General features: G+C 65.1%; 20 protein-coding genes and 1 other RNA gene. 9 read left to right on the forward strand and 12 right to left on the reverse strand.

What is annotated here, in order from left to right:
• Nucleotides 1-48: 48 nt before the first annotated feature.
• Both AC1DBX_RS05135 and AC1DBX_RS05140 read right to left on the reverse strand, forming a co-directional pair.
• Nucleotides 49-1,437, reverse strand: a complete 1,389-nt coding sequence (locus AC1DBX_RS05135) for an AAA family ATPase (protein WP_476931220.1) — start codon at nt 1,435-1,437, stop codon at nt 49-51.
• Between the two features lie 481 nt (nt 1,438-1,918).
• Nucleotides 1,919-3,544, reverse strand: coding sequence for a recombinase family protein (locus tag AC1DBX_RS05140; RefSeq protein WP_476931221.1), 1,626 nt, complete (start codon nt 3,542-3,544; stop codon nt 1,919-1,921).
• Nucleotides 3,545-3,686: 142 nt separating this feature from the next.
• Between AC1DBX_RS05140 and AC1DBX_RS05145 the strand changes: the two genes are divergently transcribed.
• From AC1DBX_RS05145 to ssrA, 9 genes are all read left to right on the forward strand, one after another.
• Nucleotides 3,687-4,112 (forward strand): TadE family protein, encoded by a 426-nt coding sequence (locus tag AC1DBX_RS05145; RefSeq protein WP_476856706.1) that lies wholly within the window; start codon nt 3,687-3,689, stop codon nt 4,110-4,112.
• Nucleotides 4,093-4,545, forward strand: a complete 453-nt coding sequence (locus tag AC1DBX_RS05150) for a hypothetical protein (protein ID WP_476856707.1) — start codon at nt 4,093-4,095, stop codon at nt 4,543-4,545. The genes AC1DBX_RS05145 and AC1DBX_RS05150 overlap by 20 nt, the downstream gene beginning before the upstream one ends.
• Nucleotides 4,546-4,580: 35 nt before the next feature.
• A complete protein-coding gene (locus AC1DBX_RS05155; protein WP_476856708.1) occupies nt 4,581-4,994 on the forward strand; it encodes a pilus assembly protein TadG-related protein in 414 nt (137 codons plus the stop codon).
• Nucleotides 4,995-5,154: 160 nt separating this feature from the next.
• Nucleotides 5,155-6,270 (forward strand): peptide chain release factor 2, encoded by a 1,116-nt coding sequence (gene prfB, locus AC1DBX_RS05160; RefSeq protein ID WP_223916104.1) that lies wholly within the window; start codon nt 5,155-5,157, stop codon nt 6,268-6,270.
• 193 nt (nt 6,271-6,463) lie between these two features.
• Entirely contained in the window at nt 6,464-7,285 is an 822-nt protein-coding gene (ftsE, locus tag AC1DBX_RS05165) for a cell division ATP-binding protein FtsE (protein ID WP_043435207.1), read from the forward strand.
• On the forward strand, nt 7,282-8,196 hold the full coding sequence (gene ftsX / locus AC1DBX_RS05170; RefSeq protein ID WP_028276034.1) for a permease-like cell division protein FtsX: 915 nt from the start codon (nt 7,282-7,284) through the stop codon (nt 8,194-8,196). Before ftsE ends, ftsX begins: the two co-directional genes overlap by 4 nt.
• 26 nt (nt 8,197-8,222) lie before the next feature.
• Nucleotides 8,223-9,626, forward strand: a complete 1,404-nt coding sequence (locus tag AC1DBX_RS05175; protein ID WP_476931283.1) for a peptidoglycan DD-metalloendopeptidase family protein — start codon at nt 8,223-8,225, stop codon at nt 9,624-9,626.
• Between the two features lie 116 nt (nt 9,627-9,742).
• Nucleotides 9,743-10,213, forward strand: a complete 471-nt coding sequence (smpB, locus tag AC1DBX_RS05180) for an SsrA-binding protein SmpB (protein ID WP_026266743.1) — start codon at nt 9,743-9,745, stop codon at nt 10,211-10,213.
• A 111-nt stretch (nt 10,214-10,324) separates the two neighbouring features.
• Nucleotides 10,325-10,693: a transfer-messenger RNA gene (ssrA, locus tag AC1DBX_RS05185) on the forward strand.
• A gap of 142 nt (nt 10,694-10,835) precedes the next feature.
• On the opposite strand, the gene AC1DBX_RS05190 is transcribed toward ssrA, so the two are convergent.
• From AC1DBX_RS05190 to AC1DBX_RS05235, 10 genes are all read right to left on the reverse strand, one after another.
• Entirely contained in the window at nt 10,836-11,180 is a 345-nt protein-coding gene (locus AC1DBX_RS05190) for an SHOCT domain-containing protein (RefSeq protein WP_230007703.1), read from the reverse strand.
• Between the two features lie 39 nt (nt 11,181-11,219).
• Nucleotides 11,220-11,684 (reverse strand): DUF6325 family protein, encoded by a 465-nt coding sequence (locus tag AC1DBX_RS05195; RefSeq protein WP_223916098.1) that lies wholly within the window; start codon nt 11,682-11,684, stop codon nt 11,220-11,222.
• 300 nt (nt 11,685-11,984) lie between these two features.
• Nucleotides 11,985-12,119 (reverse strand): hypothetical protein, encoded by a 135-nt coding sequence (locus AC1DBX_RS05200; protein ID WP_018775274.1) that lies wholly within the window; start codon nt 12,117-12,119, stop codon nt 11,985-11,987.
• A gap of 47 nt (nt 12,120-12,166) precedes the next feature.
• Nucleotides 12,167-12,538, reverse strand: coding sequence for a hypothetical protein (locus AC1DBX_RS05205; protein ID WP_223916096.1), 372 nt, complete (start codon nt 12,536-12,538; stop codon nt 12,167-12,169).
• A gap of 87 nt (nt 12,539-12,625) precedes the next feature.
• Nucleotides 12,626-12,994, reverse strand: coding sequence for a fluoride efflux transporter FluC (locus AC1DBX_RS05210; protein WP_476931284.1), 369 nt, complete (start codon nt 12,992-12,994; stop codon nt 12,626-12,628).
• Nucleotides 12,994-13,443 carry a fluoride efflux transporter FluC gene (locus tag AC1DBX_RS05215; protein WP_476931222.1) on the reverse strand — a complete coding sequence of 150 codons (450 nt, stop codon included), beginning with the start codon at nt 13,441-13,443 and terminating at the stop codon, nt 12,994-12,996. Before AC1DBX_RS05215 ends, AC1DBX_RS05210 begins: the two co-directional genes overlap by 1 nt.
• A complete protein-coding gene (locus AC1DBX_RS05220) occupies nt 13,444-14,157 on the reverse strand; it encodes a metal-dependent transcriptional regulator (RefSeq protein ID WP_079553023.1) in 714 nt (237 codons plus the stop codon).
• A gap of 16 nt (nt 14,158-14,173) precedes the next feature.
• Nucleotides 14,174-15,460 (reverse strand): Nramp family divalent metal transporter, encoded by a 1,287-nt coding sequence (locus AC1DBX_RS05225; protein ID WP_476848814.1) that lies wholly within the window; start codon nt 15,458-15,460, stop codon nt 14,174-14,176.
• 167 nt (nt 15,461-15,627) lie between these two features.
• Nucleotides 15,628-16,422, reverse strand: coding sequence for a class I SAM-dependent methyltransferase (locus tag AC1DBX_RS05230; protein ID WP_476931223.1), 795 nt, complete (start codon nt 16,420-16,422; stop codon nt 15,628-15,630).
• Between the two features lie 80 nt (nt 16,423-16,502).
• Nucleotides 16,503-17,942 carry an aminotransferase class V-fold PLP-dependent enzyme gene (locus tag AC1DBX_RS05235; protein ID WP_476858858.1) on the reverse strand — a complete coding sequence of 480 codons (1,440 nt, stop codon included), beginning with the start codon at nt 17,940-17,942 and terminating at the stop codon, nt 16,503-16,505.
• Nucleotides 17,943-17,944 lie beyond the last annotated feature (2 nt).

Genomic DNA, 17,944 nt, shown 5'->3' on the forward strand with positions numbered 1-17,944 from the left:
GGTTGGTTGGGTATGAATCCAACCAACCAGCCAACCAGTGAGTGAGAGTTAAGAGTTGATTGCCGGATCTTCCGGAACGACTGCAAAGGGAGCAAGGGAGATGAGCTTGGTGCGGCCTTCGCCGGTTTCCTGAAGCATCTCGGAGTAGATCAACCACTCAAGGGCATCCTTGAATGCCTTGGTGTTCCTGTCGAGCTTGACCACAGCGGCCAGTTGGCGACGGGAGAGCGGCTTCTCGGAGACAGCAAGCATGAACTGACGGATGGTTTCAGGGTCAGGCTGCTTGGCTGAGAACTCGGAGATAGCAACTTCCATCTTGCCGATCGGAACGCAGACAGCACCTTCGGAGTTGAGATCCGGAAGCTCCGTGTATCCCTGAATGTGGTAGCTGACGGTGTCCTGAGGAACGGCGCGCCCCTTGACCTTCGTCCATTCGAGCTTTGCCTTACCGGATTTCTCTCCGATGGTGGTGAGCTTGGCCTGAACGTCGCACTTGCCCATCATTCCGGAAGCACCACGCGCCTTGTTTCCATCGTGGCCGGTGTGGTGGACCACGATAGCCATGAAGCCTAGGGAGTCACCAAGACGCTTGACTTCACGGAGCACACCAACCATGTCTGTGTTGGAGTTCTCATCGATGCCAGGAGCGAGGTCAATCTGAGTGTCAAAGACTATGAGCGTAGGCGTGATGTCAGCTTCGTTGATTTCACGTACAAGCCTCATCCACGAATCCTCAACTTCCGGCTGATCTTTGCCGATGCCTAGGAACATGTGGTGTCCGTCTCCACCGTCAAGGAAGACCAGTCCTGCAAGGCGGGAAGCGTCCACATCGGAGTGGTACTTGAGCCAAGCATCCACGTGGACGGAAAGGGCAGCTCCACCTTCAGCGGCCACGTAGACGGCCTGCTGCGGCTCACCGTTGTTGTTGAGCTTGTATCCCTGCCACTCGGGAAGGCCGGCGCACCAGCTCATCACGAGATCCAGCACGAGAAGTGTCTTGCCTGCGTAGGAAGCGCCGAAGATCTGGCAGAGGCCGGAGCGGTGGATCTTGTCTTGCACAAGCCAATCAATCTCCGGAGTCCTGAGCATGTCCTGAACAGACTTGAGACGGTTGCGTGCGCGGTCTTCCACTGCTTCGCGCTCTACGACTGATGCTTCGAACTCTCGGATGAGTTCTGCTTTGGCTTCTTTTGCTTCGTTCCACAGAAGCTCCGGACCGAAGTCGAGGAAGCCAGTGGTGCTGTTCTTGATGTGGGACGGAAGTCCCTGATCACCAAGGCTGTGTACTTCGTCCATGGTCTCCACGGTCGGGATATCGAATCCGTTCATGGACCAGAGGACTTTGGTTCCGATTCTGCTGTTGCTGCGGTTCCTCAGGTCTTCCATGAGGGACAGCTTGGCGGCTTCGTTAGATGCGGTTAGGTCGGGAGTGTTCATTGTGGTTCCTTCTTAGGTTTTGTGAGGTCATTCGATCTCGTTTCGTTTGTCGTCTTTAACTTGGTCAATCGGTGTTTTACTTGGCCCTGGCCTTGCCTCTGGACTCAGACGGCTGACTCCTCGGACGAGCAGGTGACCCATATTTCTGGTGCGACTACTTGCAGTGCCGCGGAGTCCTGGCAGCTGGCTGACACTTTTCCGCTTGGCACTTATCGCGGGTTCTTGGCACGCGGGCAACTTACATAGTCTTAAGTAGTCCCCCGGAACGGACAAACCCCCTGAATCCAAGGGATTCAGGGGGAAGACCAAGACACTATTCTATCATCTGGGAGAATAATAGTCAAGCTGTGGCGCTGAGTCAAGCTGACGGGCCACAAATTTCTCAGAAGCAGACAAGATGAAGTTCGAAGGCCGGCGTTCGCTCGGGGATAGGGCAACTGTGGGATAGGGATCCATTTAACGTACTTGCGAACCCTGCAGTCTAGGTTCTGCTCGGAAAAATCCCTTCGTTCTCATCTCCCACTGGGCGCCACGCGCCGTCGTCGCCCTGGTAATACTCTCCTGGGTGCTCCCAAGGCCTGATACTTCGGATCTCGCTCGTACCGGCACTGATGGTCTGGAACTCCGTTTCGGCATCAGCCCAACGGTCAGCCAGCTTCCGGCCTAGGGGAGTGTACGTGTAGTTGATCAGCGCGGCATCGAACCTCTTGCCTTGTCCAGCCCTTTGAATGGTGATTTTCTCGAAGAGCGTCTTGAGCAGGTCGCGGCGCTGCTCCATGGAGACGGAGCGCCAGCCGTGAAGGTTCCTGTCGGTCGTCTTGCCAAGCTCAACCGGTCCATCAGGCAACTGGAAGATGGATACCTTCATATCCTGATTCAGCTTCAGGATTTCATCATTCATTGCGCTGATCTGCTTGGCGTGCGCGTTCTCTCGGCCAGTAATAGCAACAATTGGCGTTCCGGCCTCTCCGGCCTCTTTCAGCCATTGCACCTGCGCGGCTTCAATCGTGCGCTTCTCACTCATTAGCGCGGCCAAAGCCCGGGACGCTTCCTCTACTTCCTTCCTGGCGTCCTCATGCTGCATCAGCAGGTCAAGCGCGTGAAGACTAACCGCATCCTCCAGAGGCGGCGCTGTAACCGTCTGATGCTTCACGGTGGGGCAGCGGTAAGTCCTGGGACTTCCTGCCCCTCCGCGTTGACCGGAGTTCATGCCTCGGCCACATTTCCCGGTATCTTCGTCATCGTGGATGCACCGGGCAATATTGGTCAGAAGGTGCATGTCAGATCGCGTGGTCGACACTCCGGGCTTGCCGGTGCGCTTGCTCTCGATCAGGGTTTGAATCTGCTCAAAGGTTTCTTTCTCAAGTAGTGGCGTCCAGTCCTTGAGTAGATACAGTGTGCCTTGATAGTCCTGGAAGCCGATGAGCCGCGGACGCGTGAAAAAGTTGCGGACAGTTCCGGAAGTCCACTGCTTGCCACCCTGCTTGCCCGTTGCCGGTGTCAGTAGACCGGCAGCGTTCCAGAGTTCCGCCGTCTTGAAGAAGGACTGCTTTCCTGCGGCAATCAGCTTGGCTGCTTTCCTTACTTCCTCTGCTTCAGCCGTCACCCATTCGCCGGTACGCTCCTGGCCGAAGGGCCTGATGCTACCTCGATACCTACCGGCCTTGGCAATGCGAAGATTGGCCTGCTTCTGGTTCTCAGCCTTCACGCGCTGCTCGAACTTGTAGAAGCTGGACATCATTTTGGTGATGAGTTCGCCAGATGCATTCTCCATCGTGGCGCGTGTTCCGTCGATCCCGTAGCCCTCACAACCCAACATCAGGAAGCGCTCAAGGTCATTGGCGTTTCCGCGCTCAAGCCGTGATTGCTTCCAGTACACAACTACCGGAGGAACCTCCCTGAGCATCTTTTCGAAGTCGGGACGGATAGCGCCACTTGTGGCACTGATGGAGTCGTCCCTATACACAGTCCCAACCGACCAGTCCTTGGAGGCAATGAAGGTCTTGCACGCCTCAATCTGCTCTTCGACGTTGAGGCCCTCTTGGTCTTCGCCCTTGTACTTGTCCTGAGAGATTCGGGCGTATATCGCGGCAATGGTCCTGGTCATGCCACAAGAGTATCTAAACATTCCGTGCTGGGTCATGATCACCCTCATGTCGGCAGTCCTCGTGGCCGCCCTGCTCGCGCTCGCCGGTCCTGCGCTTGAGGGACTCTTCAACCAGGCCATGGACAAGGTCGGACAGTAGGCGATGGCAGCCCAGGGCGGGGGGACCGGGCGCCAGATCGAAAGCGGGGAAAACCGCAAGGGCGTAGAGCGGGGCGCTGCAGTGGTGGACTTCGTGCTGATCGGTGCGTTGCTCACCTTGCTCTTCCTCGCGATCGTCCAGCTCACCCTGGTACTTCACGTCCGGAATACGCTGATCGACGCCGCCGCCTCGGGCGCCAGATACGGCACGTTGGCCGACCGCAACGACGGGGACGCCAAGGAACGGACTGTCCAGCTGATCACCGCGGCGCTCAACCCGGATTTCGCGCGGGACGTGGGGACAAGCGAATCGACGTTCCAGGGCATCCGCACACTCGAGGTGACCGTCCGGGCACCCCTGCCGGTCATCGGCTTCATCGGTCCCCGGGCGCTCTTGGAGGTGAAGGGCCATGCGGCCATCCAGCGGTGAACGGCCGGAGCACGGCGCCTCACCGGAACAGGGGAGTGCCGTGGTCGAGTTCGTCTTCCTGTCCGCGCTGCTGATGGTGCCCCTGGTGTACTTCATCATCACCGTGGGCCAGATCCAGGGCGGCTCGTTCGCAGTCGTGGGCGCCGCCGACCAGGCCGCCAAGGTCTACGTGGCCCAGCCGGACGCGGCCAGCGGCCGGGCAGCGGCAGAGCAAGCCGTGCTGCTGGCGCTCGCCGATTACGGCCAGCCGGCGGAAAACGCCACCGTCGACACCCGCTGCGAACCTGCCGACTGTCTGGCTCCCGGCTCGGCGGTGACAGTCACCGTCCGCCTCACCGTGCCCCTGCCGTTTGTGCCGTTCAGCGACGCACTGCATCTGAACGCGAGCCAGCTCAGCGCGTCGGCAACCCAGCTGGTGGGCAGGTTCCGGTGAGGGGCCGGCCCGGGCCCCGCCCGCAGGAGGGGCAGGTGCTGGTGCTGAGCATCGGCTTCGTGCTGATTGCCCTGCTGGTCGCCACCGTCGTGATGGCGGCCTCCAGCGTCTACCTCGAACACAAGAAGCTGCTCTCCCTCGCGGACGGTGCCTCGGTGGCGGCCGCGGACAGTTTCACCCTCGGCCAGCTGGGCAACGCCGGCGGCACACCGTCCGCCGTCCTCAGCGGGGCGAGGGTCCGCAGCGCCGCCGTCGACTATCTGGGCCGCAACGGCGCGTTCGACCGCTTCAGCGCCCTGGCCGTGGCGTCCTCGACGGGCAGCCCGGACGGCGCCACCGCCGTCGTGGTGTTGAGTGCAGCCGTCCACCCGCCGGTGGTGAACTTCCTGGTGCCGGACGGCATCCGGATCGAGGCGACGTCCACGGCGCGGTCCCGCCTCAGCCGCTGAGTTGCTGGCCCACCACTCCGGTTGCCCTGTCAGTAGATGCTGCCAACCAGGCCGTCGGGCAACCCAAAGTGACAGGGCAACCATCTATCGGGCAACCCGAAGTGATAGGGAAACCGGCAGGGTCGGGCGGCTAGGACACATAGCGTAGGCTTAAAAAACCATGGCAAACATTGATTTTCCCGCTGAAATCCGCGCACTGCGGGCCACCTACACGTCCATCGAGAACGTCTCGAACGTCGAGGCGCTCAAGGAAGACATCGCCGAGCTCAGCGAGCGGGCCGGTGAACCCAATCTTTGGGACGACCCCGCCGCGGCGCAGGTCATCACCTCGAAGCTCTCGCACAAGCAGACCGAGCTTGAGCGGCTCAACAAGCTCGTGGCCAGGATCGACGACCTCGAGGTCCTCGTGGAGCTCGGCCAGGACGAGGACGACGCCGACTCCATGGCCGACGCCGCCGCGGAACTCGAATCGGTCCGCAAGGCGCTGGCCGACCTTGAAGTCGTCACCCTGCTCTCCGGCGAGTTCGACGAGCGCGAAGCCGTGGTGACCATCCGCGCGGGCGCCGGTGGCGTGGACGCGGCGGACTTCGCCGAAATGCTGCTGCGCATGTACCTGCGCTGGGCCGAACGCCATGGCTACCCGACCACCATCATGGATACCTCCTATGCCGAAGAAGCCGGGCTGAAGTCCGCCACGTTCGAGGTCAAGGCGCCGTACGCCTTCGGCACCCTCAGCGTCGAGGCCGGCACCCACCGCCTGGTCCGGATCAGCCCGTTCGACAACCAGGGCCGCCGCCAGACCTCATTCGCGGCCGTGGAAGTGATCCCGCTGATCGAGCAGACGGACTCGATCGACATCCCGGACAACGAGATCCGCGTGGACGTCTTCCGTTCCTCCGGCCCCGGCGGCCAGTCGGTCAACACCACCGACTCCGCGGTGCGCCTGACCCACATCCCCACCGGCACCGTGGTGTCGATGCAGAATGAAAAATCGCAGCTGCAGAACCGCGCCGCCGCCCTGCGCGTGCTGCAGTCCCGGCTCCTGCTGCTGAAGAAGGAACAGGAGGACGCCGAGAAGAAGGCGTTCGCCGGCGACGTCAAAGCCTCATGGGGCGACCAGATGCGCTCCTACGTCCTGAACCCGTACCAGATGGTCAAGGACCTCCGCACCGAGCACGAGGTCGGCAACACCTCGGCCGTGTTCGACGGCGAAATCGACGACTTCATCGACGCCGGCATCCGCTGGCGGACGGACAACCGCAACGCCGAGAAGTAGGCCCGGCGCCGGGCCGGGCGCCTCCACTGGGAGGTCCCTGACAATCGCGCGACACGCCCCGCCGTTCCGGCGGTTCCGCCGTTACCCGTGCGTATAGTCGAGGGGCCGGAGCTCTACTTCCCCCAAACGAAAGCCCTTGCGCCGGCAGCAGAACCGGGCCCCCGCGGCCATGTCCTGCAGGGTACTAAGGGCCATGATCCGTTTCGAAAATGTCACCAAGGTCTATGACCAGAAGGCGCGGCCGGCGCTGGATTCGATCAACCTTGAGATCGACCGTGGCGAATTCGCCTTCCTCGTCGGCGCCTCCGGCTCCGGCAAATCGACCTTCCTGCGCCTGGTCCTCAAAGAGGACCGCGCCTCCTCCGGCGCCGTCTACGTGGCCGGCCAGAACGTCGCGAACATCTCCAGTTGGCGCGTGCCGCGCCTGCGCCGCGGGATCGGCGTCGTCTTCCAGGACTTCCGCCTGCTGCCGCAGAAGACCGTCTTCGCCAACGTCGCCTTCGCCATGCAGGTCATCGGCAAGAGCCGCAGCGTCATCCGCGACACGGTCCCCGAGGTCCTGAAGACCGTCGGCCTGGAAGGCAAAGAAAACCGTCTCCCGCACGAACTCTCCGGCGGCGAGCAGCAGCGCGTGGCGATCGCCCGCGCCGTCGTGAACCGCCCCGGCATCCTGCTGGCCGACGAGCCGACCGGAAACCTGGACCCCACCACGTCGATGGGCATCATGGGCGTGCTGGACAAGATCAACCAGAACGGCACCACCGTGGTGATGGCCACGCACGACGACGACATCGTCAACGAAATGCGCAAACGGGTGGTGGAACTGAAGAACGGGGTCGTGATCCGCGACGAGGCCAAGGCCCTCTACACCTCCATGATTCCCGTCGTGGGCCAGTCGCGCCGCCTGCGCGATGCCAGCGGACGGGACGAACAGCCGCAGGTTATCCCGCCCCGGGCCGGCTCGCGCGCCGAAGCCCGCGCCGAGTTCCGCACCGCAGGGGAGGGCCAGGCGTGAGGCTTGCATTCGTCCTGGGCGAGATCGGCAGCGGCCTGCGCCGCAACCTGTCCATGGTGATCTCCGTGATCCTGGTGACCTTCGTGTCGCTGACCTTCGTCGGCGCTGCCGGCATGCTGCAGCTGCAGATCAACCAGATGAAGGGCTACTGGTACGACAAAGTCCAGGTGGCCATCTTCCTCTGCAGTGACGGTTCGACGGCGCCCGGCTGCGCCACCGGTCCGGCGACGCCGGAGCAGGAGGACAACCTGCGCACGCTGCTGAAATCGCCCGCGGTGGCGCAGTACGTCAACGACTTCCAGTACGAGTCCAAGGACGACGCCTACAAGCACTTCAAGGAACAGTTCTCCAATTCCCCGATCGTTGACTCCGTGACCCCGGACCAGCTGCCGGCGTCCTTCCGGATCAACATGAAGGACCCGGAGAAGTACGAAATCATCAGCGAGACCTTCTCCTCCCAGGCCGGGGTGGAAACCGTGATCGACCAGCGGCAGCTGTTGGAGCGGCTGTTCTCGGCCATGAACGCCGCGTCCCTGGTGGCCGTGAGCATTGCCGGCGTCATGATCATCTGCGCCATCCTGCTGATCGCAACCACCATCCGGCTCTCCGCGTTCAGCCGCCGCCGGGAAACAGGCATCATGCGCCTGGTGGGCGCGTCCAAGATGGTCATCCAGCTCCCGTTCATCCTCGAAGGCGTGATCGCCGCGGTGATCGGTGCCGCCCTGGCGTCCGGCACCCTGTGGGCCGTGGCCCGCTTCTTCCTCGAAGGCGTCCTGTCCAAGCAGTATCCGGACACCGCGTTTATCTCGCCCGGGCAGACCCTGATCCTGGTACCTGCCCTGATTGGCCTGGGCGTTGTCCTGGCCGGAATTTCCTCCCTGCTGACCCTCCGCCGGTACTTGCGGGTCTAGCTTTGCGCAACGAAAAGGGAATGCTTATGACACCGATGGCCCGCCGCCCCCTCCGGCAATCCCTCCGGCTCCGCCTGGTGGGGCGCCGCAGCCGGATGATCAGCGCCACCCTGGCGCTGGTCCTGGCCGGGACCATGGGGGCCTCGAGTCCGGCGGCATTCGCCGACGACCTTGAGGACCAGCAGGCCGCGCTGCGCGAGGAGGCGGCCCGGGTCCAGCACTCCCTCGAATTCGTGGACGGCAAGATCGCCCAGGCTGCGGCAGACCTGGTCCTGTACCAGGGCCAGCTCCCCGGCGCCCAGCAGGCGCTCACGGACGCCCAGGGCCGGGTGGCCGGAGCGGTCCAGGAAGTGCAGGCCCTCGCGGCCCGCGTGGACCTGGCGCAGCAGAACAAGGCAAAAATCACGCAGCAGCTGGAAGCCGACAAACAGAAGATCGCGGACACCCGGAAACTGATCGGGCAGATCGCCACGCAGGCCTACAAGTCCGGCGGCGTCCCGTCCAATCTGTCCCTGTTCTTCGGCTCGAACCAGGGCAGCAGCCTGACGGACACCATCGACCTCGCGGACCAGGCCCTGCGCAGCCAGAACTCCGCGATGGACAAGCTCACCCAGCAGAGCGCCACCAACGTCAACGCGCAGGCCCGGCTGGCCGCCGTCGAGGCTGAAATCACCGACCTCAAGGCCAAAGCCGACGCCGCACTGGCCCGGGAAAAGACCGCCCGGGACGAGGCCGCAGCCAAGAAGGCCGCCGTGGACAAGCTGATCGCCGACACCACCCGGCTCGACGCCCAACTCCAGGCCGCCAAGCCCGGCATCCAGAACCAGCTCGCCCAGGTCAAGGCCCAGCAGGACGCCGTCGCCGCCGAGATCGCCGAACGCGACCGGAAGCTGCGTGAGGCCTGGCTGGCCGAGCAGCGGCGCATTGCCGAGGCCGCGGCGGCCGCGGCCCGGGCGCAGGGACAGGCGGTCCAGCCGTATGTCCCGCCGGCCCAGGGCTCGCCGTCGGCCTTCGGGCTGCAGCACCCGTTCCCCGGCAATATTCCGATCACCTCCGGGTTCGGCTGGCGGGCGACGCCGCCGGGCACCATCGACTTCTACGGCCAGGGCGGCTACATGCACACCGGCATCGATTTCGGTGCCGCCTGCGGCACGCCCGTCTACGCCGCGGCTGCCGGCACCGTCTTCTCGGCCGGCTGGGCCAACGACGGCGGCGGCAACAACGTGAAGATCTCCCACGGGGTGGTCCAGGGCAACTCGCTGACCACGATTTACTACCACAACACTTCCGTGGCGGTCTCGGTCGGCCAGCACGTCAACCAGGGGCAGCTGATCGCCTATTCAGGCACCACCGGCAACTCCACCGGCTGCCACTCGCACTTCGAGACCTGGCTCAACGGCCGGGCCGTGGACCCGATGAACCTGCTGTAGTCCGGCCCGGGCGGTCCGGCCCGGGCCATCCGCTGAGGCGGGCGCACTGCCGTAAACTGGAAAGACTCCGCACCACCTGGCCGGAGTGAACCACCAACAAACCGAGGAGTCCTACCGTGCCCAAAGAAAGTGGCCGTAAGGTAGTGGCCACCAACCGCAAGGCCCGGCACGACTACCACGTCCTTGACACCTATGAGGCCGGCATCGCGCTGATGGGCACGGAAGTGAAGTCCCTGCGCGAGGGCCATGCCTCGATGGTGGACGGCTTCTGCACGTTCTACAACGACGAGCTGTGGATGGAGGGCATCCACATCCCCGAGTATCACCAGGGGAGCTGGACGAACCACGCCGCACGCCGCCGCCGCAAGCTGCTGCTGCACCGCGAAGAGCTCACGAAGATCTCGCACAAAATCCGCGAGTCGGGCTTCACGATCGTGCCGCTGCAGCTGTACTTCGTGGACGGCCGCGCGAAGGTCGAAATCGGCGTCGCCCGCGGCAAGAAGGAATACGACAAGCGCCAGACGCTGCGCGAACAGCAGGACAAGCGCGAGGCCCAGCGCGTCATGCGCGAACGCAACCGCCGCTAGCGCGCCGCAGGCTGTCACGGTCGCCGGGAATGTTTCCCGGAGGCGGTGCGTTATGCTTAGTAGTCTGGGAAGGATCCGAAAGTATCCGGTCCGGGTTTGATAAAAAAATACGGGGATGATCGGTTTCGACGATGTTAGTCGCGACAGGTGAAGCGGGCCGAGGATGCAGAATTATCTCGTAAACGCTGTCTGCAAACCAATAAGTGCCGAATCAAAACGCACTGACTTCGCTCTCGCTGCCTAAGCAGTAAGACAGTCCGTCAGCCCGAGGTTGCTATTGCCCCGGATCCTGGCGTCATTTAGATAGCCACTGCTGTTTACCTCCGTCATCGGGGTAAACGGGACTCTTAGATGACTGGGCCCGGATCAGCCAGCTGTTTGCAGCATGGCTGGGGCCGAGAAAATCCGACGCAAACTGCGCCCGGAGAAGCCCTGACAACACGACATCGGACGGGGGTTCAATTCCCCCCATCTCCACATAGGGGCCCGGCAACGGCGCTCCACCCCGTATTGGGTTCACAAAACTCCCCGCCGGCCTCGGTCGGCGGGGAGTTTTGTGCTTAAGGCCAAAGAGGAGGGAAGCGTCTACCGACACTTCCCTCCTCCTTCCAGTTGCTTGGCACTACATGCCGAGGATCTTCGCCTTCTGGACGCCAAACTCTTGTTCCGTGAGAATCCCTTGATCCTTCAGCGCCCCGAGCTGCTTGAGCTGTTCGAGGGCTTCGTTTGAGATGCCGCCGGCAGCCGGGGGAGGGGGTGGTGGCTGCTGGTAGACCGGCTGCTGGTAGGCCTGCGGCGGTGGTTCCTGCTGGGCCATCTGCGAATCGTAGGCCTCCTGCTGCTTGGCCGCGGTCGCGGCGTCCTTCTCGGCAAACTTGTTGGCCTGGCGGCGCTGGACCCGGCCGCTGACTGCACTAGCCGTTCCGGCAACGACTGCCGTCCGTGCCACACCCCTAAGAAGTCCCATAATTCTCTTCCTCTCACATCTCTTGTTCTGCGTCAGGTCTCAGGCGTCGGCAACCGGAGGTGCGGCGGCGTCAAGTGCATCAAGTGCTTCCATCACGTCCGGAGCAGGGATCCGCGTGCTCGCGATGAGTTCGCCCCCGCTGTCCCGAACGGCCGCCACGAACGGTGCCGCCCAGGTGTTCTCGTAGACGATCAGCGCGGCCACCGTCCCGGGGAGCAGCGCGGCCGAGGCCTCGGCGATGTCATCGTCGCCCAAAAGCCCGGTCCGGGCCCCCTCGAAGTAGGAGAACCCCGCCGCGGGACCGCCTGGGTCGGTGAGTTCGAGCACCTCGACAGATCCGTCGTCATTCTTCATGACGACGAGGAGATCGAAGAGGCGGATCACGCCCTGCTCGACGAGCTTAACGAGTTCCTCACTCGCCCGTCCCGTCAGTCCCGATACGGGGAACTCCAGGAGTACGAAGTCGACCGGCCCGTGGGCCTCAGTCTCCGGTGTGGTTGTCACTGGTATTCCTCCGGTCTGTGTCGAGCACGCTGTCTGGCGCACTGGTCTTAGTGTGGGCGGTCCCCCCCGGGCCGTCACCACCCGCGTCGAATGATTCCGATGGGCCCCGCGCCGCTCAACGGTTGGAACTGCGTCGCGGACATGCCCCGGAATAGGACCTCTCGGTCGGATCCCAAGACCACTCAACCGCCAACGTGAGATTGTCACATCATCCATTTCGGGTGAGCCACCAGCCCGCCGGGACGTGTCAGGGCAACACGACAAGAGGCCGGAAGCAACGGCTTCCGGCCTCTCGATTTTTCAGCGCTTCTTGATGTGTGCCACTGGGTCGGTGTGGGCATCAACGATGTGTTTCGCCTTTTTCTCTGCCCGTTTTTCCTTGATGGTTTTAACCGACTTCTTCGACACGCTCTGGTGCGGCGTCTTGTCAGGCATGGTGCTCTCCCTCACGGCAGGGGCCAGGGGTAGCCCCGTCTTTTAAGCTACGCCTCGGGAACGGCGGCGTCCACGATCCCTGCGAAACGGCTGCCGACGCCGTCGTACACACTGCGCACGAGCCCGGGCCCGAGCACCGGGATCTCGCGTGCCTCGTGGTGCGCGCAGCAGACGTAAGTGAACTCTGGCCACCATTTTTTGGGCCGGGCCGCTTCGGAGAATCCGCAGACGGCACAGGTGAGCTGGACCCAGACGGGCCGCTTGCCGGTGCGGTTTGCCTTGGACTGGACCAGCCACGCCGGCGGGTTGTCCAGCAGCTCGCCCAGCTCGGCCTCGGACAGCCGGGGCGGGATGCCGTGACGGTGCGCCATTTCCAGGGGAATGTCGAGGGTCTGGGCTGCTTCACGTCGGGTAACCATCCTTCAACGATACGGGAACGACGGCGGCCCGAAGCCACCAGGGCGCCCCGGTGTTACCCTCGACACACCGGCGGCGGGCTAAGGTTTTCAGCCCGCGAGGGCAAGCCCAAGCGCGGCGGCCGCGAGCCCCACGAGCAGGTTCGCGCCGATGGTGAGCGCCGCCGCCCGGTACCGCTCTTCGCTGACCAGGCGGACCGTCGCGGTGGTCCATGAGCTGAAGGTGGTCAGGCCGCCGGCGAGACCGGTTGCGATCGCGGCGTGCCAGTCGGTGCCCAGCTCCAGGTGGCCGGTCAGGCCGACGGACCAACCGATGATGAAGGATCCGGCGACGTTGACCGTGAACGTCGCCCAGGGCAAGTGCGGTCGGGAGCCCTGATGGTGCGCAAACCAGGAGTCGACGGCGAACCGCAGGAGTGCTCCCGCCACCCCGCACGCCCCGACCACGAGCGCGGTCATCATTGGGCACCGCCGCGGAGGTCTGCAATCGCCTTGCCGGTTTTCCAGCCGGCCGCCGCCGCCCCGAGGCCCAGGACGAGCGAGAGCCCGAGGTAGGCCAGCCACGTGGCATGGAAGCCGCCGCGGATCTGCTGGTCAATGGCGATCACCAGCGCCGAAAAGGTGGTGAAGGAACCCAGGAGGCCGGGGCCGATGCCGGCCCGCAGCCAGAAAGCCGTCTGCGGCCGCGCGATCCAGAGGGTGGTCAGGGTGGCCAGAACGAAACTCCCCGAGACATTGATCGCCAACGTGGTCCACGGCACCGCGCCGGCGCTTTCGGGAAAAATCAGGCCGGCGCCGAAACGCAGCTCGGTTCCGATCAGCCCGCCGACGGCGACGGCGGACCAGGCCTTCCACCCCGGCACGCCGGGGCGCGGCACGGCCCGGCGCTCGTCCAGCACACCTTTCACTCAGCTCTCCGTGACGCTGCAGCCGGCGTGCCCGGCATCGCTGTGGACCCAGAGGGCCGAGGCGACCTCGTCGGCGAAATCGAATTCGCGCGGTGCCGCGGCGGAACCGATCCGCACTACCATGGGGCCACCGAAGGGACGCCGGCCCACCACCTCCACTTCGGCGTCGAGGTCGATGTCCTCTGCGGCGAGATAGCGCAGGAGCTCCGGGTTCTCGTCGCTGATCCGGGTGATCCGGCCGGTGTGGCCGTCGTCGAGTTCGCTCAGGCGGTGGGCGGCGGGCATCAGCACCGAGCCGTCGGCTGCCGGAATGGGATCGCCGTGCGGGTCCCGGGTGGGGTTCCCCAGCTTGGCCGCCATGCGTTCAATAAAGGTGTCCGAGACGGCGTGTTCCAGGAGTTCGGCTTCGTCATGGACCTCGTCCCAGCGGTACCCCAGCTCGCGGACGAGGAAAGTCTCGATCAGCCGGTGCCGCCGGACCATGGACAGGGCGAGCCGGACGCCATCGCTGGTGAGCGTGACGGCGCTGTAGGGCTTGTGGTCCACGAGGCCCTGGTCCTTGAGCTTGCGGACCATTTCCGAAACCGAGGAGTTGGCGACGCCCAGGCGCTGCGCCAGCTGCGTGGAGGTGATGGGCTTGCGCTGCCACTCGGTGAACGAATAGATGACCTTGACGTAGTCCTCGATCGAGGAGGAGGGCGTACTGGTCTTCACAGACCTAAGCCTACCGTCAGCTGCTTCCGGAGAAAGTGAGCCACAGCAGCACCAGGTTGAGAGCCACTACGAGCACCACGCTGATGATGGCGGCGACTCGGAGGGCCGGGCCGTCGGCGAACCGGCCCATCAGGGCTTTGTTGCTGGTCAGCACCACCAGCGGGACCAGGACAAAGGGAATCCCGAAGCTGAGGACCACCTGGCTCAGGACGAGCGCCCAAGTGGGGTCGAAGCCCACCGCCAGCAGCACGACGGCGGGGATGAGGGTCACGACGCGCCGGGCCATGACGGGGATCCGGATCTTGAGCAGGCCCTGCATGATGGTGCCGCCGGCATAGCAGCCCACCGAGGTCGATGCCAGGCCGGAGGCGAGCAGCCCGACCGCGAAGATCACGCCGACGATCGGGCCGAGATTGGCGGTGATGGCGGCGTGCGCGCCCTCGATCGTGTCCGTGCCTTCTTCGCCGCCGAGGGTGGAGGCGGCCAGGAGCAGCATGCCGATGTTGACCAGTCCGGCGATCGCGAGGGCGGCCACGACGTCGAACCGAGTGGCCCGGACCAGGCGCGCGATGGCCGCCGGGGGAACATGCAGGTGTTCGTCCGGCCGGTGCCGGTCCCGTGACAGGGCCGAGTGGACGTAGATGGCGTGCGGCATGACGGTGGCCCCGAGCATGCTGGCGGCCAACAGGACGGTGTCCGGGCCCTGGAAACCGGGCATCAGCCCGGCCAGGGCGGCCCCCGGATCGGGCGGGCTGATGAACAGCCCGGCCAGGAAGCCGACTGTGATGATGCCGAGCAGGAACATGATGATGAATTCGAACGGCCGCTGTTTCTGCCGGGCCTGGACCGCGAGCAGGAGCATCGACACGGCGCCGACAATCACGGCGCCAAGGGGGAGGGGCAGGCCGAAAAGCAGGTACAGGGCGATTGCGCCGCCCACCACCTCCGCGAGATCGGTGGCGGCGGCGACAACTTCGGCCTGCACCCAGAAGGCGCGGCGCCAGAACGGCTTGAGCCGTTCACCAAGGATTTCGGGAAGGCTCTTGCCCGTGACGATCCCGAGCTTGGCGGACTGGTACTGGACGAGGACGGCCATGACGTTGGCGGCCACGAGGACCCACACCAGCAGATAGCCGTACTGCGCTCCGGCGGTCAGGTTGGCGGCCACGTTTCCGGGGTCCACGTAGGCGATCGACGCCACGAAGGCCGGTCCCAACAGGCCGATCAGCGCCCTCCGGGCCCCCGGGTGTTTGTAAGTGGGGGCGTCCTGCGCCGGTTGCCCGTGTCCCGTTAGCTCCAGCACTGCCAGCTCCTGTGATTGGCGCGTCGGCGTTGACGCGATGATCGGCGCCGGCCGGAAAACAGCCGGTGTCAAAGTTTCGTGTGCCTATAAGAATTTATTAGGCATACCGAAACAATAAGCCCGGCGGGCGCTGCGTGCAATCCGGGGGAATCCGGGGTGAGCGTGCATCAGGCCCGGAAGGCCCGCCACGTCTGGGTCAGGTAGGGCAGCCGGAGCACCTCGCCCGGCATGTGTCCCAGGTGCTCGTGCAGGTACCAGACGAGGTTGGCGGTGACCTTGGCCCGGGTGGAGTCCGATGCCGCGAGATAGTAGCTGCGGGACTTGGCCAGCTCCTGGATGTCCTCCGTCGTGACGGAATCCTCCCAGCGCGTCAGGTGGCTCTCCAGCCCGGTGAACTCGGGGCCCACGGCCGGACGGAAGTGTGGTTTGTGGACGTCCCCGGCGTGCATGATCCGGGAGAGCCGGTGCACCCAGGGCACGCTGGTGTCCAGCTGGTTCCAGATCAGACCCAGCACGCCGTGCGGCCGCAGGATCCGGGCAATCTCGGCGCTTGCCAGGCCGGGGTCGCACCAGTGCCACGCCTGGGCGACCGTGACCAGGTCAAAGGACTCCGGCTCGAGACCGGTGTCCTCGGCGCTGCCCTCGATGGCGGTGACGTCCGGCAGGGTCCGGCGCAACTGCCCGAGCATGTCGGCAGAGGGGTCCACGGCCACCGTGCCCAGTCCGCGTTCCGCCAAAAGGGAGGTGAACTTCCCGGTGCCCGCGCCAATGTCCGCGGCGTCCCTGGCTCCCGCCGGGACCAGCCAGTCGGCTGACTCCTGCGGATAGCCGGGGCGGACGCGCTCGTAGTGCTCCCCGCCGTCCTGGAAGCTTTGTCCGAGTTCCTGGCGCCGCTCGCTGTGCAGTTTCGGTCCGCTGTGCGGCTTGACTCCGCTGTGGAGCCTGGGGCCGGCACTTGCCACGTGCGATCTCCTTCGGGAAGGTCCTGCTGGTTTCAGATACCTTTCGAATTTACCGCACCCGCGCCGGGCCCCGATCCTGCCTAGTCGAGGGTGCAGGGCGCAGCGCCGGCGGTGCCCGGGGTGTTCGGCGCCCAGTGGGGATAGCTGCGGGTATCGTTGGCCGGCACCCAGCGGCCGGCGTCCACCACGTAATCCCAGCCGAGTCCGTTCTGCCGCAGCTGCTGCAGGCCGGCCAGCAGGCGTTCGGCGTCCTCCAGCCGTGAGCCGAGGCCGAAGCTGGCCCGCAGGGAGCCGGCGGGCAGGCCGAGCCGCTTGAGCAGCGGGTGGGCGCAGAAGCGGCCGTCGCGCAGGCCAATGCCGTGTTCGGCCGACAGGTAGGCGGCCACCAGTCCGGCGTCGTAGCCTTCCACGGAAAAGTTCACGACGCCGATCGTGCCGGTGTCCGGCTGATCGCCTCCAGTGGAAGAAGCGGAGGAAGAATCGGAAGCCGAATCGGCAAAGATCCGGTGCACGGTTACTCCCTCGATGCCCTGGAGGCCCTCGACGAGGAAGGACCGGATGGCGTCCTCGTGGGCCTGCCACTGCTCCGGGTCCAGGGCCGCAATGACCTGGGTGGCGCGGGCGAGGGCCGCCGCGCCGAGGACGTTCGGCGAGCCGCCCTCGTGCCGGGCAGGTCCCGTGGTCCAGCTGACGGAGTCGAGCCGGGCATCGCGGACCGCGCCGCCGCCGGCCAGGTGCGGGGTGCCGGCGTCGAGCCAGTCCGTCCGCCCCACCAGCACGCCGGCGCCGAACGGGGCGTACAGCTTGTGTCCCGAGAAGGCGAGGTAATCGACGTCGTCCGCGGCGATATTGATCCGCCGGTGCGGGGCGAGCTGCGCGGCGTCGACAACGATCCTGGCGCCGTATTCGTGCGCCAGTGCGGCCAGGGTCCGGATCGGGAGGATCTCTCCGGTGACGTTGGAGGCGCCGGTGACGGCCAACAGGCTGACGCCGCCGCGGGCGAGTTCGTCGCGCAGGCGGTCCACGGTGGCCGCGAGGGTGGCGGCGGCCACGACGCTGCGGTGCGGGACATTCTGCCAGGGCAGGAGGTTGGCGTGGTGTTCGATGTCGAGGTAGAGGACCTCGCCCGCGGGCCGCCCGTCGCGCAGCGGCAGGCAGCCGGCCAGCAGGTTCAGGGAATCGGTGGTGTTGCGCGTGAAGATCACGGAATCGCCGGGCCGGCCGCCCACGAAGTCCCGCACGATGTCCCGGGCGTTCTCGTAGACGGAGGTGCTGATCTGTGATGCGTAGCCGGCGCCGCGGTGCACGCTTGCGTAGTACGGCAGGATTTCGTTCAGGTAGGCCGAGACCACGGACAGGGCCGGGGCGGAGGCGCCGTAGTCGAGGTTGGCGTAGCGCGCGTGGCCGCCGGTGATCAGCGGGGCCTGGATTTCGGCCCCGGTGACGGCTGCCAGCGGGCGGGCCGCGAGGGCAAGCCGTGCATGGAATTCAGGGGCAACGGGGAAAATGGCAGTTGTCATGG

The organism is Arthrobacter sp. 10N44_2, assembly GCF_056394385.1.

Bases quoted from the DNA above. Each gene is read 5' to 3' on its own strand.
- prfB (WP_223916104.1), top strand. From the start codon at position 5,155: ATGGCAAACATTGATTTTCCCGCTGAAATCCGCGCACTGCGGGCCACC.
- AC1DBX_RS05135 (WP_476931220.1), bottom strand. From the start codon at position 1,437: ATGAACACTCCCGACCTAACCGCATCTAACGAAGCCGCCAAGCTGTCC.
- AC1DBX_RS05205 (WP_223916096.1), bottom strand. From the start codon at position 12,538: ATGGTTACCCGACGTGAAGCAGCCCAGACCCTCGACATTCCCCTGGAA.
- AC1DBX_RS05145 (WP_476856706.1), top strand. From the start codon at position 3,687: ATGGCAGCCCAGGGCGGGGGGACCGGGCGCCAGATCGAAAGCGGGGAA.
- AC1DBX_RS05150 (WP_476856707.1), top strand. From the start codon at position 4,093: ATGCGGCCATCCAGCGGTGAACGGCCGGAGCACGGCGCCTCACCGGAA.
- AC1DBX_RS05140 (WP_476931221.1), bottom strand. From the start codon at position 3,544: ATGACCAGGACCATTGCCGCGATATACGCCCGAATCTCTCAGGACAAG.
- AC1DBX_RS05210 (WP_476931284.1), bottom strand. From the start codon at position 12,994: ATGACCGCGCTCGTGGTCGGGGCGTGCGGGGTGGCGGGAGCACTCCTG.
- AC1DBX_RS05190 (WP_230007703.1), bottom strand. From the start codon at position 11,180: ATGGGACTTCTTAGGGGTGTGGCACGGACGGCAGTCGTTGCCGGAACG.
- AC1DBX_RS05200 (WP_018775274.1), bottom strand. From the start codon at position 12,119: ATGCCTGACAAGACGCCGCACCAGAGCGTGTCGAAGAAGTCGGTTAAA.
- AC1DBX_RS05235 (WP_476858858.1), bottom strand. From the start codon at position 17,942: ATGACAACTGCCATTTTCCCCGTTGCCCCTGAATTCCATGCACGGCTT.
- AC1DBX_RS05175 (WP_476931283.1), top strand. From the start codon at position 8,223: ATGACACCGATGGCCCGCCGCCCCCTCCGGCAATCCCTCCGGCTCCGC.
- ftsE (WP_043435207.1), top strand. From the start codon at position 6,464: ATGATCCGTTTCGAAAATGTCACCAAGGTCTATGACCAGAAGGCGCGG.